Origin of the sequence: Marinobacter pelagius, assembly GCF_003315345.1 — a bacterium.
GTDB lineage: Bacteria > Pseudomonadota > Gammaproteobacteria > Pseudomonadales > Oleiphilaceae > Marinobacter > Marinobacter pelagius_A.
In genome coordinates, this window is record NZ_QNRO01000002.1 from 131,954 (window position 1) to 149,215 (window position 17,262).

General features: G+C 61.2%; 13 protein-coding genes. 7 read left to right on the forward strand and 6 right to left on the reverse strand.

Translation table 11 applies throughout. The features are described from left to right. Positions 1 to 41 precede the first annotated feature (41 nt). Positions 42 to 1,109 (forward strand): beta-N-acetylglucosaminidase domain-containing protein, encoded by a 1,068-nt coding sequence (locus tag DET50_RS02790; protein WP_113861364.1) that lies wholly within the window; start codon positions 42 to 44, stop codon positions 1,107 to 1,109. Positions 1,110 to 1,125: 16 nt separating this feature from the next. Here DET50_RS02790 and DET50_RS02795 read toward each other — a convergent pair whose 3' ends face one another. Continuing rightward, positions 1,126 to 1,836: an SIMPL domain-containing protein gene (locus DET50_RS02795; protein WP_113861365.1), complete on the reverse strand. Its 711-nt coding sequence runs from the start codon at positions 1,834 to 1,836 to the stop codon at positions 1,126 to 1,128. Between the two features lie 98 nt (positions 1,837 to 1,934). Here DET50_RS02795 and DET50_RS02800 point away from each other — a divergent pair, with 98 nt between their 5' ends. Next, complete coding sequence (locus tag DET50_RS02800) at positions 1,935 to 2,462, forward strand: macro domain-containing protein (protein WP_113861366.1); 528 nt, start codon at positions 1,935 to 1,937, stop codon at positions 2,460 to 2,462. Positions 2,463 to 2,466: 4 nt separating this feature from the next. Here DET50_RS02800 and DET50_RS02805 read toward each other — a convergent pair whose 3' ends face one another. Together DET50_RS02805 and DET50_RS02810 are read right to left on the reverse strand one after the other, a co-directional pair. Beyond that, entirely contained in the window at positions 2,467 to 3,405 is a 939-nt protein-coding gene (locus DET50_RS02805; protein ID WP_113861367.1) for a ChaN family lipoprotein, read from the reverse strand. An 83-nt stretch (positions 3,406 to 3,488) separates the two neighbouring features. Then, entirely contained in the window at positions 3,489 to 3,671 is a 183-nt protein-coding gene (locus DET50_RS02810) for a CopG family transcriptional regulator (protein ID WP_113861368.1), read from the reverse strand. A 120-nt stretch (positions 3,672 to 3,791) separates the two neighbouring features. Here DET50_RS02810 and dauA point away from each other — a divergent pair, with 120 nt between their 5' ends. Continuing rightward, positions 3,792 to 5,522: a C4-dicarboxylic acid transporter DauA gene (gene dauA / locus DET50_RS02815; RefSeq protein WP_113861369.1), complete on the forward strand. Its 1,731-nt coding sequence runs from the start codon at positions 3,792 to 3,794 to the stop codon at positions 5,520 to 5,522. A gap of 29 nt (positions 5,523 to 5,551) precedes the next feature. On the opposite strand, the gene DET50_RS02820 is transcribed toward dauA, so the two are convergent. Next, on the reverse strand, positions 5,552 to 6,796 hold the full coding sequence (locus DET50_RS02820) for a hypothetical protein (RefSeq protein ID WP_113861370.1): 1,245 nt from the start codon (positions 6,794 to 6,796) through the stop codon (positions 5,552 to 5,554). Between the two features lie 67 nt (positions 6,797 to 6,863). Here DET50_RS02820 and DET50_RS02825 point away from each other — a divergent pair, with 67 nt between their 5' ends. From DET50_RS02825 to senA, 4 genes are all read left to right on the forward strand, one after another. After that, positions 6,864 to 8,825, forward strand: a complete 1,962-nt coding sequence (locus tag DET50_RS02825; protein ID WP_113861371.1) for a CASTOR/POLLUX-related putative ion channel — start codon at positions 6,864 to 6,866, stop codon at positions 8,823 to 8,825. Positions 8,826 to 9,052: 227 nt separating this feature from the next. Beyond that, positions 9,053 to 10,645, forward strand: coding sequence for an isocitrate lyase (locus DET50_RS02830; protein WP_113861372.1), 1,593 nt, complete (start codon positions 9,053 to 9,055; stop codon positions 10,643 to 10,645). A 194-nt stretch (positions 10,646 to 10,839) separates the two neighbouring features. Continuing rightward, positions 10,840 to 12,642 carry an SLC13 family permease gene (locus tag DET50_RS02835; protein ID WP_113861373.1) on the forward strand — a complete coding sequence of 601 codons (1,803 nt, stop codon included), beginning with the start codon at positions 10,840 to 10,842 and terminating at the stop codon, positions 12,640 to 12,642. A 116-nt stretch (positions 12,643 to 12,758) separates the two neighbouring features. Continuing rightward, positions 12,759 to 14,105 (forward strand): selenoneine synthase SenA, encoded by a 1,347-nt coding sequence (senA, locus tag DET50_RS02840; RefSeq protein ID WP_113861374.1) that lies wholly within the window; start codon positions 12,759 to 12,761, stop codon positions 14,103 to 14,105. On the opposite strand, the gene DET50_RS02845 is transcribed toward senA, so the two are convergent. Together DET50_RS02845 and purD are read right to left on the reverse strand one after the other, a co-directional pair. Beyond that, positions 14,102 to 15,670, reverse strand: a complete 1,569-nt coding sequence (locus DET50_RS02845) for a cation:proton antiporter family protein (protein ID WP_113861375.1) — start codon at positions 15,668 to 15,670, stop codon at positions 14,102 to 14,104. The genes senA and DET50_RS02845 overlap by 4 nt on opposite strands. Before the next feature lie 160 nt (positions 15,671 to 15,830). Then, complete coding sequence (purD, locus tag DET50_RS02850) at positions 15,831 to 17,117, reverse strand: phosphoribosylamine--glycine ligase (protein WP_113861376.1); 1,287 nt, start codon at positions 17,115 to 17,117, stop codon at positions 15,831 to 15,833. Positions 17,118 to 17,262 lie beyond the last annotated feature (145 nt).

Below are 17,262 nucleotides of genomic sequence, written 5' to 3' on the forward strand. Positions count from 1 at the left end.
TCCTGTCCTGTAAACGGGCACTGTGCGGGAGAAGGACGACCATGACGACACCACTGGGCATAATCGAAGGGTTCTACGGTCCTCTCTGGACCTGGGCGGAGCGTCGCAGCCTTGTGAAGTCACTGGCACCGCACGGTTACGAATTCTATCTGTATGCCCCAAAGGCGGATCCCTTTCTCCGACGCCGGTGGCAGGAACCGCATCCACCGGCAGAAGCCGCTGAGCTGGCTTCGTTCGGTCAGTTCTGCCGGGAACACGGGGTACGCTTCGGTGTCGGGCTCAGTCCCTATGAGATTTTCAATCGTTTTGATGATGAGGCGCGCGGCGCGCTGGCGCGGAAGTTGGCGGGCCTGGAAAAACTGGGCCTCGACGAACTCGCCATTCTCTTTGACGATATGCGCACGGATACCCCGGATCTGGCACGGGTCCAGGCTGATATCGTGGCCTGGGTCCGGGAGCATACCGACGTTCCCCGACTCAGCGTCTGCCCCAGCTATTATTCCGACGATCCGGTGCTGGATCGCGTTTTCGGGGATCGGCCGGCCGATTACCTGGTCACGTTGGGTCGGGCGCTTGACCGTGACGTCAATATCTTCTGGACCGGAGAGGAGGTCTGCTCCCGGGAAATTTCGCCGGGCCACCTGAAGCGGGTGGGTGATCTGCTGGGACGAAAACCCGTGCTCTGGGACAACTACCCGGTCAACGACGGCGACCGCATGTCCCAGCATCTGCATTTGCGGGCCTTCACGGGCAGGCCGGCCGCCAATGCCGCCCACCTGGCCGGACATGGCATCAACCCCGCCCTGCAGCCGACCCTGACCGCCATTCCGGCAATTACCCTGGCTGAATCCTACCGGCGGGGGCCGGATTACCAGTATGGCCAGGCATTCCTGCATGCTGCCCGGGAGCTGCTGGGCAGCGAGCTTGCCCATCAGCTACAGGCCGACCTGCTGGTGTTGCAGGATGGCGGCCTTGGGCGGATCGGCGATGAGAAACGCCAGAGTCTGCTGCACACCTACGACGCCTTCGACCACCCGGCCGCCATTGAAGTGATGCGCTGGCTGATGGGGGAGTACCGGGTCACCGATGAAATGGTAGCGACCCAGTAACTGTGAGGGGTAATCCTCAGCGCAGATAGTATTCGACAGTGGAAACCACGCGCACGGTCTTGACCGGCTGCTGGTCCTCGCGGATGCCGGGAGCCTGGTCCCGGGCCAGGATCTGGAACACGCCCTGGTTGGCCCGGCGCAGGTCGCCCAGTTCCGCGTCAGCATCCCGGGCGAATTGCAGGGCCGCTTCCCGGGCCGAGGCAGTGGCCTCGGCAATCATGGCCGGTTTGATCTCGTTCAGGCCGCTGAACAGGTAGGTGGGGCCGCCTGGGCCGTAATCGGAAGAGAGCACGACGCCGGAGTCCACCAGGTCACTGACGTTCTGGGCGGCCTGGCGGATACGGTCGATGTCCGAGCTGCGCACCATCAGGGTCTGGTTGATGATGAACTTCTGCTCGGTGTTGTTGCCCGGATAGGGGTTGGCGCGGGTGTCGGTGACATCCAGTCGCAACAGCTCCACCGCGGTTTCGTCGATGGCCTGTAATTTGAGGAAGGCCATGATCGCGTCCCGGCTGTCACGGGCCCGCTCCTGGGCCTGGCTGAGAGTTTCACCCGTGGCAACAAAACGAATGGGCCAGAGCGCCAGGTCCGCCCGTACTTCCTGTTCCGCAACGCCCTTGACGGTCACAAAACGATCCGCGGTACGCAGCCCGGTCAGGCCGTCGCTGAGCAACGAGGCGGCAATTATGGCGCTGATGCCCAGAATCAATGCCGAGACAACTTTCATACCCGCTCCTTGTATTCCGAGGCCCTGGTTTGCGGGCCTGCTATCCTGATTATCAGGCAAGACTACCGGGAACCGGAGAGCCGGAAAAGGGGAGTTTCATGACACAGGTTTCCATTGAATGTGTGCAGGGCAATATTGCCAGCCAGCCGGATATCGATGCCATCGTCAATGCCGCCAACGCACGGCTGATGCCGGGCAGTGGCGTGGCCGGAGCCATTCATTCGGCCGCCGGCCCCGGGCTGGCACAGGAGTGCCGCCAGCTGGCACCTATCGAGCCGGGGCAAGCGGTGATCAGCGGCGGTCATGACCTGCCCAACCCCCATGTGATCCACTGCCTGGGTCCGGTTTATGGCGTCGATACGCCGTCGGACGAGCTGTTGGCGGATTGCTATCGCAACGCCCTTGAGTTGGCGGACCGGCATGGCTTGTCGTCCATCGCCTTTCCCGCGATTTCGACCGGGGTGTTTGGTTATCCGATTGATGAGGCTGCCAGGGTTGCGGTGAACGCTATACGCAAAGCCGTGCCAGGGCTCACCTCAGTGCGTCTGATCCGTTTGGTGCTGTTCAGCGAGGATGATCTTGAGGTGTTCCGGGCGGCGCTGGCCGCGGATTCGTCCAGAACCTGAAGGGTTACTCGCAGTCGGCCGGTTTCCGGTTGGCGAAGCGGGCTTGCATGGCCTCACTCTCGCGTTCCGGATCGCGGAATTCCTCGGGCAGGGGCTGGATGAAGTACAGGTAGTCCCCCTTGGAGCGGTTGGCCTCCAGGGGCACGTTGGCTTCCTCATCGGGCCAGAACACCGGGGTGATCACGGCGATGGAGAGTCCCGGTGCCCGTTGCTCCAGTACGGCCACGGTACCGAGCCGCTCCTCGCTGTGGAAGGTGCCGGTGGTGTGCAGGATCTGATGGCCCGGGTGGTTTGCCCGCGCGTCCAGAATGGCCCTGGCCATGGTGTTATCCCGGAGCAGTTGGGCCTGGTAGGTGTTGCGCATGCGCTCCGAAAGCTTGCCATCCCCGGTGCCGTGGCTGCCGCCGATGGCCTCGATAAACTTTTCCTTGTACGCCGGTGTATCGAGAAAGGGCCTCTCGGGCAGAAGTGCCCGGGTTTCGGGGGTTAGGGTCTCAAGGTAGCCCGGGCCCTTGCGGCCGACGCAGCGCACCACATCCGCCGGGGCATTGGCGGCAATCACCGGCAGCCGTCGTTGCCGGGCGAATTCCACCAGCGGGCGGTAGGAGGCGCGGTAATTGTCCCAGGCTTCGGCATCCTCGATCATTTCGGTTTCGCCAAGGCCCCCCGCCAGGAAACGGTCGAGTACGTCCTGGTGATTCACATTGAACTGCTCCATGGTCAGGGCCTGGCGGGGGTTCCGGCGGAACAGGGCCTGCTGGAGGCGGGCCTGCAACAGGTGTGAGGCATGATGGCCGTGATACTCACCCACCACCACGATATCGGTGTCGGCCAGTCGTCCGGCGAGCTGCTGGACAGTCAGCGGTGAGCCGGTTTCCGCGTCGATCACGCGGGCGTCATACTGGCTCTCGGGGGGTGTGACGGAGTTTGGTTCAGATGGCATGGCAACACATCCGGTGACGGATAGCAGTATCAGAGGCAGGGCAGGCAGGCGAAGTTTCATAACCAGAGTATACGGCCTTTGGCTCAGTCGGTTTTCTGCTTTTCCTGTTCGCGCCAGTCCGGCCCCAGTTTCGATTCCACGTATTCGCGGATGAACTGGCGGACCTTCTGGGACGGAGTGACGTCTTCCTGTTTGCAGAGGGCTTCAAACGCGGCTTTCTTTTCCGGATCGATCAGGAGCGTCAGCCGTGCGGTGCGGTTTTCCATGGTGTGTTCGGACCCTGTTTCAGCGATTGAATGGTTGGCATGTTAATTTGGTTAACATTGAATGTACAGATTATGAGCATATAATGTAAACAAACCACTTCAGAAGTCGAGTTACCATTCATGCCCCACCGCGCCCATCTATTCTCTCTGCGAATTGCCCATGCCTTCCGCGAGGCCTGTGTGAACGAGCGGTATACCGGGCGACGCTTCGGCCGGGACGTGATGGCAGGCATTACCGTGGGGATCATCGCGATTCCCCTGGCCATGGCCCTGGCCATCGCCAGCGGCGTTGCGCCCCAGTATGGTCTATATACCGCGTTCATTGCCGGTTTCATCATTGCCCTGACCGGCGGTAGCCGTTACAGCATTTCCGGCCCGACCGCGGCGTTTGTGGTCATCCTCTATCCCATTGCCCAGGAATACGGCCTGGGTGGGCTGTTACTGGCGACCCTGATGTCCGGCATCCTTCTGGTGATCATGGCCCTCATGCGGTTGGGCCGGTTCATTGAGTATATCCCCGAGTCGGTTACCCTGGGATTTACCGGCGGCATCGCCGTGGTCATCGCGACCCTGCAGGTGAAGGACTTCTTCGGCCTGCCGGTGGCTGCGATGCCGGAACATTACTGGGACAAGCTGGCTGTGCTGGCGGAAGCGCTGCCTGCTGTGGATGGCATGAGCACCCTGGTGGCGGTTGCCACCCTGGCGGTCATGCTGATCTGGCCCCGCCTGCGCACACCCGTGCCGGCACACCTGCCGGCGGTCCTGGTCGGTAGTGGTCTGGCCCTGTGGTTCAATGCCAACGGTGCGGGTATCGAGACCATCGGTTCCCGTTTCAGCTACCTGCTGCCTGATGGTAGCGAGGGCGCGGGTATTCCGCCGTTCCTGCCGGAATTTGTCTGGCCCTGGCAGCAACCGGGGCCGGACGGCCAGCCGCTCGGGTTGTCCTGGGATTTGCTGCGGGAGTTGTTACCTGCCGCTTTTGCCATCGCCATGCTGGGGGCGATCGAATCGCTACTGTGTGCGGTGGTGCTTGATGGTATGTCCGGCAAGCGCCACAGCGCCAATAGTGAGCTCATGGGGCAGGGCCTCGGCAATATGGTGGTGCCTTTCTTCGGTGGCATTACCGCGACCGCCGCCATTGCACGCTCCGCCGCCAACTTTCGTGCCGGTGCCGAATCTCCGGTGGCGGCGATGATCCATGCTGGCGTCGTATTGCTGGCGCTGGTCTCGCTGGCAGGGGTTCTCGCCTACCTGCCGATGCCGGCCATGGCCGCCTTGCTGGTGATGGTGGCCTGGAACATGAGTGAGGCACCCAAAGCCGTGCACCTGCTGAAAACCGCTCCCCGCAGTGACGTGCTGGTGTTTCTGACCTGTTTTGGCCTGACCGTGGCCCTGGATATGGTGATAGCCATTACTACCGGGGTCCTGCTGGCGGCGGTGCTGTTCATGCGCGAGATGGCACAGATGACCCGGGTAACCGACATCACCAAAAGCGGACGCATCGCCCGGGAGGAGCTGCCCGAGGGCTGGCAGGTATTCAAGATCAACGGCCCGCTGTTCTTTGCCGCCGCTGACCGGATCTTTGGTGAACTGGCGGAGCTGTCACGCCAGGCCCGGGGCTTCGTTCTCTATATGGACGGCGTCACCATCCTGGATGCGGGCGGTATTTCCGCACTGACCAAACTGATCGATACCTGCCGCGCCAGTGGCAGCCAGGTGATAATTGCCGACCTGCAGTTCCAGCCCCTGAAAACTCTGGCCCGCGCTGGCATCAAGCCGGAGGAGGGAGTCAGCCGGTTCTATCCGACTCTGGATGCGGCCCTGGCTGCGGTGCGCGCCGAGCGGGGGTGAAGGGCTGTCTCTACGGATCGAGGTCGTAGTTACAGAGGCCAGTGCAGTTGCAGGTTGCCGCCACCGAACTCCGATTCGTGCAGGTAGAACGTCGGGTTCAGGGTCAGCACGGCTCCGTCTTCAGGGGAAAGGATCATCTCGAAGGGCAGTGCCAGTTTTCCAATAAAACCGTCAAAATCCCTGTCGGTTTCCTCTTCAAAGCTCTGCCGTATGTGGGCGTGTCCCAGGTACACCGCGGGTCGCAGGCTTACGCCGGGCGTGAGAGGCAGGGAAAACTCCCCGAAAACCGTCGGTTCACGCCGGCGAATCCGGCCCTCGTCGTTCAGGGCCCGGCCGAAAAAGCCTTGTTCGTCCAGGTCCCGGTAGGCAATCCCGAACCCTGGCTGCAATCGGTGAGCGGTGAAGGTTGCTCCAGCGAGCAACTGGAGATGGTTGCGGTCGAAACCGGAGCTCCGGTCCTCGCCCTCGGCAAATAGCCGGTAATCCCGGCGGGTGCGCTCCCCATCGACCTCCATTGTGATCAGCCAGTTGACGACCTGTTGGCGATGGCTGAAGGCGGCCCGGACACTTTCGCTGTCTACTTGCAGGCTTTCCTGCCGGCTGATGAAGGAGGATTCCGGCGTCAGGGTCATGGATACCGTCGTGCCCAGGTCCGGTTCGACACCACCGCGGTGCCACTGGATAAACCAGGAGTGGGGGAAAGTTTCGAACTCGTCCGGTGAATCGGTCTTGCTGTTGAAATACGCATCCGGGAGGATCCAGCTGGCGTGCAGCCAGCTGTCGTTCGTGAGACGGTGGCGGGCGCTGAAATAGATGTCGGAAACCGATTTGTCGGAATACACATCGCCCTGCAGCCAGAGTTCGGTATTGTTGGCGATGGCTTGCCGGAACCCCACCAGCTGGCGTTGATAGGCACCGTCCAGATCCTCGCTGCGCTGGATGTCCAGCAGGAAGCCGTTGCGGTCATTCCGGAACCCGAAGTCCTGGCGAAAACGGAAATCGTAATAGAGCCGGCGGCTACTGACACTGCCGCCGGTGCCCCGGATCCCGTTATCGACCGCAGTGGGTAGGGGCTGGCTGTGCCGGAACGTGAGTTCGTTCAGGAACCGTTCCTTGTCGTAGGCCTCATCCCGCCCTTCTACCACGGCCTCGGCCCGCCAGGGTTGGGCGATGTGGGCCGTGTCCGCCCTGCCGAAATCCGGCAAGATCACCAGAATCACCAGAAGGGCCGTCCAGCCTGTTGATTTCAAAGCGGGAATAGCTGAGGCTTCCATGGCTCACCTCCATGAGCACTTTGCTCTATCCTAAGGGAGCATGACTGAATCAGGCAAAGGGAATCCCATGCTGCCATTTCGTGTTGTTGATCGCGTCAAGTTCATTGTAGAGCGCCAGCTGGTGAAGGGGGCGGGTTTCCAGTTGCTGGTGGTCGGGATTTTCATCGGGCTGATCTCGCTCATTGGCGGAATGCTGGTGGTGCCCCAGGGCGGTGAATTCGAGGATGCCGGGTCGGCGATCTGGTGGGCGTTCCTGAGACTGACCGATCCGGGCTACCTGGGGGACGATGTCGGCACCTGGCAACGGATCGTTTCCACCCTGTTGACGGTGTCCGGCTATGTGGTGTTCATGGGTACCCTGGTGGCAATCCTGACCCGTTGGCTGATCGCCAAGATGCAGGACCTGGAGCGTGGGCTGACGCCCGTGACCCTGAAGAACCACATCGTGGTCCTGGGCTGGACCAGTCAGACCCTGCCGCTGTTGTCAGAACTGCTGGGCTCATCCGGGCGCATGCGACGGTTTCTCGAACAACACGACACCCGGAAACTCAGTCTGGTAGTTTTGTCGGAGGACGCCTCGGCGGAACAGGTCCATGAACTGCGCATGGAGCCGGGTATCGGCAGGCGGTTCCGACAGATCATTCTGCGCTCCGGTTCGGCCATCCAGCCGGACGCCCTGCATCGCGTGGCGTGCCTTGATGCGGCCGCCGTCATCGTCCCCAGTGCCGCCCATGAGGCTGGCAGCCTGGTGACCTCGGATGTGGAGACCGTCAAGGCGTTGCTCTCAATTGCTGCCCAGGCCAGACATCTGCATGCGCCCCTGCCGTTCGTGGTGGCCGAGATCCAGGATGTGCGCAAACATACTGTAATTGAAAGAGCCTATCCGGGTGCCGTGGAAGTCGTTGCCGGAGACGCCACGATCAGCCGTCTGATGGTTCAGAACATCCTGCATCCGGGCTTATCCGAGATCTATAACGAACTGCTAACGGCCGGTTCGGGTAACGAGATCTATGTCCGTGGTGGCGAGTCCATGGCCGGTTTGTCCATGGGCGAAGTTGCGGCGGCCCGGCCGTTGGCAATTGTCCTGGGGCTGCTGAGGCGCAACGGAAAGGGTTGGAACGTGGAGCTTCTCGCGCCCTCGGAGACCCGCATCAATGCGGACGACCGGGTCGTCCTCATGGCCCGGGATTACTCGGAAACCGAGCCGGACCCCAAACGCCAGGCCTTGCCGGATATCCAGCGCGGGCGGGCAAAACTCACGCCTCCCCGGCCTGCGGCGGCACCCCGGCGTATCCTGGTGTTGGGCTGGAGCCGGCGGGTGCCGAGCCTGGTCGCGGAGTTTGCCAGTTACCGGCACCTTGCCTTTGAGCTCGACCTGGTTTCCGTGGTGCCGGAAAATGAGCGCACCCAGGCAATCAATGCCTATGTCGGCAGCCACAATACGGTTGAGTGCCGTCAGGTCGAGGCCGATTACATGGTCGAAGGTGAATTGCGGCGGCTGCAGCCGGACCGGTATGACGCCATCCTGTTGTTGAGCAGCGACCGGCTGGCTTCCGGGGAGGAGGCGGACGCCCGGGCGATGGTGGGGTACCTGGTACTTGAGGACATCCTGGCGGAAGCTTCCCGACACCCCCAGCTCATCATGGAGCTCAGTGATCCGGACAACCGGCAGCTGCTGTACGGGCACAAGAGTGAAATGATGATCAGCCCGATGATTCTCAGCCACATCCTGGCCCAGGTGGCCCTGCGCCGGGAACTGAGGATGGTGCTTGAAGAGTTGTTCACTGTGGGGGGCGCCGAAATCCAGTTCCGGGATCCGGCGGATTACCCGCTGCCGGCGAGTGTCGATTTCCACCTTCTGGAGAAGATCCTGGCTCGGGAAGGCGAACTGGCGCTTGGTATTTTCCGGCAGCGGGCCGACGAGTATGGCCGTCACCTCTGCCTCAACCCGCCACGGCGGGACTACCTCGATATCCAGCCCGGAGACCGCCTGGTGGTGATTTCCCAGACTGGCCAGGTTGCCTCGTAAACTCTGTATTTCCGGGTTTTTCTTCGGCTTTTCCTGCACCAGATCAATCATTCATGAAGAAAATGCCGAAAATAATCTATATAAATTTCAATTATAAATTTGAACGTACTAGAGTACTCGTCATCGCCAGCGAGCTGATCATAAAGTGAGCAGGAAGCTGGCTTCGGCTGATGCTGAAAAGTGTCTCCGCACATGATCAGAAAACCAACGTAGAAAGGATGAGACCCATGCCCTACGCACAAGACGTTGACCAGATCGCTTCCCTGTTGAAGCAGCACCCGACCTGGAATGCAATCAACCCGAAGCACGCCGCTCGCATGCGCGCCCAGAACAAGTTCAAGACTGGTCTGGACATCGCCAAGTACACCGCCAAGATCATGCGCGAGGACATGGCGAACTACGACAAGGACACTTCCCAGTACACCCAGTCCCTGGGCTGCTGGCACGGCTTCATCGGTCAGCAGAAGATGCTGTCCATCAAGAAGCACTTCGGCACCACCAAGCGTCGTTACCTGTACCTGTCCGGCTGGATGGTTGCCGCCCTGCGTTCCGAGTTCGGTCCGCTGCCTGACCAGTCCATGCACGAGAAGACTGCCGTTTCCGGCCTGATCGAAGAGCTGTACACCTTCCTGCGCCAGGCAGACGCCTGGGAACTGAACCACCTGTTCCGCGCCCTGGAAGAAGCCGAGAATGCCGGTGACAACGCAAAGGCCAAGGAAATCGAGCAGCAGATCGACAACCACAAAACCCACATCGTGCCGATCATTGCCGACATCGACGCCGGTTTCGGTAACGCTGAAGCGACCTACCTGCTGGCCAAGAAGATGATCGAAGCCGGTGCCTGCTGTATCCAGATTGAGAACCAGGTATCCGACGAGAAACAGTGTGGTCACCAGGACGGCAAGGTCACTGTTCCGCACGCCGACTTCCTGTCCAAGATCAACGCAGTTCGTCTGGCGTTCCTGGAGCTGGGTGTTGACGACGGTGTGATCGTTGCCCGTACCGACTCCCTGGGCGCAGGCCTGACCCAGAAGCTGGCCGTTACCGACGAGCCGGGTGACCTGGGCGACCAGTACAACAGCTTCCTGGACGGTGACTACATCGAGGATGCTTCCGAGATCAACAACGGTGACGTTGTGATCAAGTCCAACGGCAAGCTGATGAAGCCGAAGCGTCTGGCTTCCGGTCTGTTCCAGTTCCGTCCGGGCACTGGCGAAGACCGTGTTGTTCTGGACTGCATCACCAGCCTGCAGAACGGCGCTGACCTGCTGTGGATCGAAACCGAGAAGCCCCACGTTGGCCAGATCGCCGGCATGGTTAACCGCATCCGTGAAGTGGTGCCCGATGCCAAGCTGGTCTATAACAACAGCCCGTCCTTCAACTGGACCCTGAACTTCCGTCAGCAGGTGTTCGATGCCTGGAAGGAAGAAGGCAAGGACGTCTCTGCCTACGACCGCGACAAGCTGATGAGCGAAGAGTACGACAGCACCGAGCTGGCCCAGCTGGCCGACCAGTGGTGTCAGAACTTCCAGCGTGACGCGTCCCGTGAAGCAGGTATCTTCCACCACCTGATCACACTGCCGACGTACCACACTGCAGCCCTGTCCACCGACAACCTGGCCAAGGGCTACTTCGGCGACGAAGGCATGCTGGCCTACGTTGCGGGTGTCCAGCGCAAGGAAATCCGTCAGGGTATCGCCACCGTGAAGCACCAGGACATGGCCGGTTCCAACATCGGTGATGACCACAAAGAGTTCTTCGCAGGTGACGCGGCTCTGAAGGCCGGTGGTAAGGACAACACCATGAACCAGTTCGGTTAATCAACCGGTTCCTGTTGTCTCGGTGAGGGCTCAGGCGCTCACCGGCTCCCAAAGACCCCGGGTAGCATAAGCTGCCCGGGGTTTTTGTTTGTCTGTCCTGTCCGCAGGGCCCTTTGTCCCAGGGGGTTCTGTCAAACCCCCTATTGTCGGGCTATGGTTGCTTAAAGGGCTTTGCATCTGGATGCTGCTTATTCATGTTGTCTGAACAATGGCTGATCTTTCTGATTCTCGGGATCACACTGGGACTGTTCATCTGGAACCGGTTGCGGTTCGACGTCGTCGCCATGCTGTCCCTGCTGGCGGTGGCCATAGCAGGTCTGGTTCCCGCCGATGAGCTGTTTTCGGGGTTTGGCCATCCGGCGGTGATCACCGTTGCGGCGGTGCTGGTAATCAGTCAGGGACTGGTGAATGGCGGGGTAGTGGATGCCGTTGCCCGGCTGCTGGCCCGGGTGGGGCGCAACGCGGTGCTTCAGGTGGTGACGCTGACTCTCGTTGTCGCCCTGTGCTCCGGCTTCATCAACAACGTCGGGGCTCTGGCGCTGTTGATGCCGGTAGCGGTCTGGATGTCCCGGCAGGCCGGGCGCTCGCCTTCCCTGTTATTGATGCCGCTGGCGTTCGGCTCCCTGTTGGGCGGCACCATGACCCTGATCGGTACTCCGCCAAACATCATTATTGCCAGTTACCGGGAAGCCGGCTCCTTCGGGCTGTTCGACTTCGCTCCGGTGGGCCTGGCCGTTACTGTGGCGGGTATCCTGTTTATCGGTCTGGTTGGCTGGCGACTGACGCCGAGGCGCGACGACCCTGCCGAGGGCGACAAACTGTTCAGTGTCGGTGACTATGTGACCGAGCTTCAGGTTCCGGAAGGGTCTGACTACGCCGGCAGTACCCTGCACAATCTGCTGACCACCGGAGATTCCGAGAAAAGCCTCGTGGTCCTGGCGCTGATCCGGGGCGACAAGACATCACCCGCGCCCTCGACCTTTACCGTGCTCCGGGAGCAGGATGTGTTGCTGGTGGAGGCGGATACCGACAGTCTGCAGGAATTTCTGGATCACACCGGCCTGATACTGCCCCACACGGTCTCGGAGGAAGATGAAGAGGAGGGTGAGGGCCTGCGGGATGCCGAGAAGCAGCTCGCTACCGGCGATGTGCAACTGGTGGAGGCGGTGATCAGCCCTTCGTCCCGGTTGATCGGACGCACTGCAAACCGCCTGAACCTGCGGGAACGTTATGGTCTGAATATCGTCGCGGTGGCGCGCCAGGGCCATCGGTTGAAGCAGCGGCTGGCGGATATCCGGCTGCGCTCCGGCGATATTCTTCTGGTCCAGGGTTTTGAAGACAGCCTGACCGGCGCCCTGAAGACCCTGGGATGCCTGCCGCTGGCGGAGCGTGGGCTGACCCTCGGGCGGGAAAAGAATCTGGTGCTGGCCGGTTCTCTGTTCGCCGCCGCCATCCTTGTCATTATTGCCGGATGGCTGACGCCCCCGGTGGCGCTGGTGGCCTGTGCCGTCATGATGGTGCTTGCTCGTCTGCTGGATGCCGCAGAAGCCTACCGTGCCATCGACTGGTCGGTGATTGTCCTGCTGGCGGCGATGATTCCGGTGGGTCGGGCCCTGGAAACCACCGGAGGGGCGGAGGTCATCGCCACGCAGATACTCGCGATAGCCGAGGGGCAGGCGCCCTGGATGGTGCTGACCATCATCCTGGCAGGCACCATGTTACTGTCCAATGTGGTCAACAATGCCGCGGCGGCAATATTGGTGGCGCCGATTGCGCTGGGCATCGCGGCCCAGCTGGGACTGGCCTCCGATGCCACACTGATGGCGGTGGCAATCGGAGCCTCCTGTGCCTTCCTGACCCCCATCGGCCACCAGTCCAACGCCCTGGTGATGGAGCCCGGAGGTTATCGCTTCGGCGACTACTGGCGGCTGGGCTTGCCGCTCTCGGTGATTGTGACCGCCGTTGCGGTGCCGATGATTCTCTGGGTCTGGGGCTAGGTCATCTGACGCGGGTAGAGCCGTCGTATCGATAGACAGGTAAACGGCGGCGTCTGCCACCGGTGGTTTCATGTCTGTTATCCTTTTCCAAAGCATTTTCCCGGGGATCCGAACCCATGCAATCTGACGATGTAAAAGCCAACCTCCTGGCAGAGCTGGAGCAGGCCCGTGCCCGGACCGAACGCCTGATCTGCACCTTGCCCGAAGATAAACTTGATGTGCCATATCACCCCGGCGTTAATCCACCACTCTGGGAGATGGGGCACTCCGCGTTTTTCTACGAGGTCTTCGTATTCAATCTGCTGGATGGCACATCCAGCTACGATCCGGCCATGGACGATCTGTGGGATTCCTTTCATGTCGAACATCGCGACCGCTGGCGGTCCGACCTGTTCCCGGGCCGGGACAAGACCCTCGCCTACTTCCGTACCATCTATGACCGGATGGCCGAACGCATCCACAGTAAGCCGCTGACGGACGAGGACCTGTACCTATACCGTTATGCGATCTTCCACCAGAACATGCACATAGAATCGCTGATCTGGTGTCGGCAAACGGTGGCTTACCCGGCGCCGCCGGATTACGTCGGCGATCGCCCGGCCCCGTCAGAGCCGGTTTCGGGAGATGCAGAGGTGCCGGCCGGTCGCTGGTTCATTGGTATGCCGGGAAGCTCGGAGGCATATGCGCGCGAGGACTTCGCCTTTGATAACGAGAAACCGCGCTTTGAGGTAGAGCTGGATGCCTTCCGGATCAGTCGGACGCTGGTCAGCAATCGTGAATTCCGGGCTTTTATTGACGATGGCGGTTACCAGCGTCCCGAGTTCTGGTCCTTTGGTGGCCGCAAGTGGCTGGAAACAGAGCAGGATGTAAGCCTGGTGCATGGCCTGGAAGAACCACTTCTGCGTGCCCCCAGGCATCCGGTGTACTGGCGCTGGCATGAAAACCAGTGGCAGGAGCGGCTGTTCGACCAGTGGCAGCCGTTGAACCCGGACGCTCCGGTGACCCATGTGACCTACTGGGAGGCCGAAGCCTGGTGCAACTGGGCGGGACGTCGCTTGCCGACCGAATATGAATGGGAGGTGGCGGCGCTGGCCAATCGATCGGGAGAGACCTTCCGCCGTTTTCCCTGGGGCAACGAGGCGCCGACTCTGCAGCATGCTGATATGGATGGCAGCAACCAGGCCCAGAACCCGATCTGGGACTATCCGGCGGGCGAGAGCCCGTTCGGTTGCCGGCAGATGATCGGTTCGGTTTGGGAGTGGACCAGCAACCAGTTCCTGCCCTATGACGGCTTCAAGGTGGACATGTACCCATTCATGTCGACCCTTCAGTTCGGCGACCACAAAGTCACCAAGGGCGGCAGCTGCGCCACCTCATCGAACCTGATTCGCGGCACCTACCGGCAGGCTTACCTGCCGCTGCGCAATGATGTCTTTACCGGGTTCCGGACCTGTGCGCTCTAGTGTTCGCCCGGATGCTTATTGGCGGACGGGGACTTGTTGAGGATGTGGCTGGCCAGGGCCACCCCGGTTTCGTTCATGGTGAGGTAGGCGTCGTCGGCGCCCGCCTGGCGAATCTGGCGTGCCTCGTCGGTGAACATGGTGTGGGCAACTATGTAGCCCTTGAAGCCCATTTTCCGGAGGGTACGGGCGGCAATCAGTTTCCCCTCGATGTCACCGAGGGCCAGGATGACCGCTTGCACTGCCGGCATATGCAGGGCATTCCAGAATGAGGAATCCTCGGCATCGGCGAAGACCACGTTGCGTCCTTCTTTCTGGTGTTGGAGCGCTTTGGCCGGATCCGAGTCCAGCCCCATGAGGTCGGGCTCCTGGTCCTTCAGCCAGTCGTATGCCGCGGTCCCGGTGCGACCCATGCCCATGATCAGGACCCTGGTATTGCCGAGGGAGATCGGTTGCTCGTCCGGATGGTGTTTGCGGCTCTCGAAAGGATCAAGTCTGTGTGCCAGCCGCTCGTAAAGTGAATGGGCAAAACGGTTCAAAGGTGCCGAAAACAGGAAAGACAGTGCCACGGAGATGGCCAGCGGCACCAGCCACTGGGGCAGGGCAATGCTGGCGACAATCAGGCCGAATTCACTGTAGTTGGTCAGGGCGAGCGAACTGAGGAAGCCACTGCGGGCTCGCAGGCGGAAGGCAAGAAGCAGGAAGAAAAACAGGATGCCTTTCAGCGGCAATACCAGCGCAGCGACCACCGCAAAGATCAATGCCTGACCGTCCGGCAGGCCGCCGATACCGATCTGCAGGAAAAAACCCACCAGGAACATTTCCTTGACGCTCCAGAGCGACTTGGCCAGTTCCTGGGAACGTGGGTGCTTTGCCAGCATGGCGCCGAACACCAGAGCTCCGAGCTCCGAGCTCAGCCCCACCGATTCGAATCCATACCCGCCAAGTACCAGTGCGAGCAAAAGTCCAAGGAGGACCAGCAGCTCGTCGTGACCGCTGGCATCAAGCAGGCGGAACAGCAGCGGCCTCAGTAGCGGCAGACCAAACACAATCAGGGCCCATTGGGAGGGTGTCTGGCCGGCGGCCAGGCTCATCACCACCAGGGCAATCAGGTCCTGCATGATGAGGATGCCGATAGCCACCCGGCCGTGGAAGGCCCGGAGTTCGCGCTTGGATTCCAGCACCTTGGCGGCCAGGACCGTGGACGAGAAAGACAGGGCTACCGCCAGCATGAGCGCGGTTTGCCACTCCAGGTCCATCAACAGAACCAGTCCGGGGGCAAAAACGGCGCAGGTGATGGCAAAATGCAGCAGGCTGCCACCAATGACTTCAGGGCTGACGATGGAGCGTAGCTTCAGCTTCAGCCCTACGGTGAACAGCAGGAGCAGCACGCCCAGGTGAGCGATATGGCCAAGCTCGTCCGTCGCCTCGATGGTTAGCTCTGTGGTAGCCGAAAGGCCACTGAGCACAAAGCCGGCGGCCAGGTAACCGACCAGGGGCGGCAAGCCCACGGACTTGACTGCAAGGCCAAGCACAAAGGCAAACGAAATCCATATCGCTTCAGGCATGGGTACGACTATTCAGTTGAGAAGGCAATGACTGCAAGGCTACCGTTTTTCAGGAACCGGGTGTAGTCGCAGAAGGTGTTAACGGACAGATCCGGGCGTAAAAAAGCCCGGCGCTAGACCGGGCTCCAAATCTCGCAATGTCGATCGCTTTCGCGCCGGATCAGGCCTGCTCCCGCGCAATCGCCCGATAGGCGATGTCCTTGCGGTAGAACACACCATCCCACTGAATCTTGCCAGCCAGCTCGTAGGCCCGTTTCTGGGCCTCGGTGACGCTGTTGCCCAGGGCAGTGGCGCACAGCACGCGGCCACCGCTGGTGACAACCTGGTCGCCATCAAGCCGGGTACCGGCGTGGAACACTTTCTCGCCCTCGACTTCCGTCTCCGGCAGGCCGGAAATGACGTCACCCTTGTTGTAGCTGCCCGGGTAGCCTCCGGCTGCCAGCACGATGCCTACGGAGGCGCGGTCGTCCCACTCGGATTTGCACTGGTCCAGCTTGCCGTCAACGGCTGCCTGGCACAGCTCCACCAGGTCGGACTTCATGCGCAGCATGATCGGCTGGGTCTCCGGATCACCGAAACGGCAGTTGAATTCGATCACCTTGGGGGCGCCATCGTTATCAATCATCAGGCCGGCGTACAGGAACCCCTTGTAGGGATAGCCTTCGGCAGCCATACCCTTCACGGTGGGATAGATCACCTCATCCATGATGCGCTGGTGCACATCGGCGGTAACCACCGGTGCGGGGGAATAGGCACCCATGCCACCGGTGTTGGGGCCAGTGTCACCGTCGCCGACGCGCTTGTGGTCCTGGGAGGTGGCCATGGGCAGTACGTGCTCGCCGTCCACCATCACGATGAAGGAGGCTTCCTCGCCCTCCAGGAATTCCTCGATGACGACCCGGCTACCGGCGTCGCCGAAGGCATTTCCGGCCAGCATGTCGCGGATGGCGTCCTCGGCTTCCTCGAGGGTCATGGCGACAATCACGCCCTTGCCAGCGGCCAGGCCGTCAGCCTTGACCACAATCGGGGCGCCCTGTTCACGTACGTAGGCCAGGGCTTCGTCGACATCGGTAAAGTTGGCGTAGGCGGCGGTTGGGATCTGCTGGCGCGCCAGGAAGTCCTTGGTGAAGGCCTTGGAGCCTTCCAGTTGGGCGGCACCGGCGCTGGGGCCAAAGATGCGCAGGCCGCGGGCCTCGAACTGGTCCACCACGCCGGCCACCAGGGGGGCTTCCGGGCCGACGATGGTCAGGCCGACGTTATTGTCAGCGGCGAAGTTGGCCAGGCCCTCGAGATCCATGACGTCGATATCGATATTTTCCAGGCCTGGCTCCCGGGCTGTACCGGCGTTGCCCGGCGCCACGAAAATCTTGTCCGCATCCGGAGACTGGGCAGCCTTCCAGGCCAGGGCATGCTCGCGTCCGCCACTGCCGATTACCAGAATGTTCATGAGCTTGTACCTTGTTAAGTCGGGGTCAGAAGAAGGCTTTCTTCAGACCCCAATTTCATTCCATCGCCGGGGTCTGATGAAAGCTTTCATCTGACCCCATCTTCAAACCCGGGGTCAGAAGAAGGCTTTCTTCAGACCCCGGGTT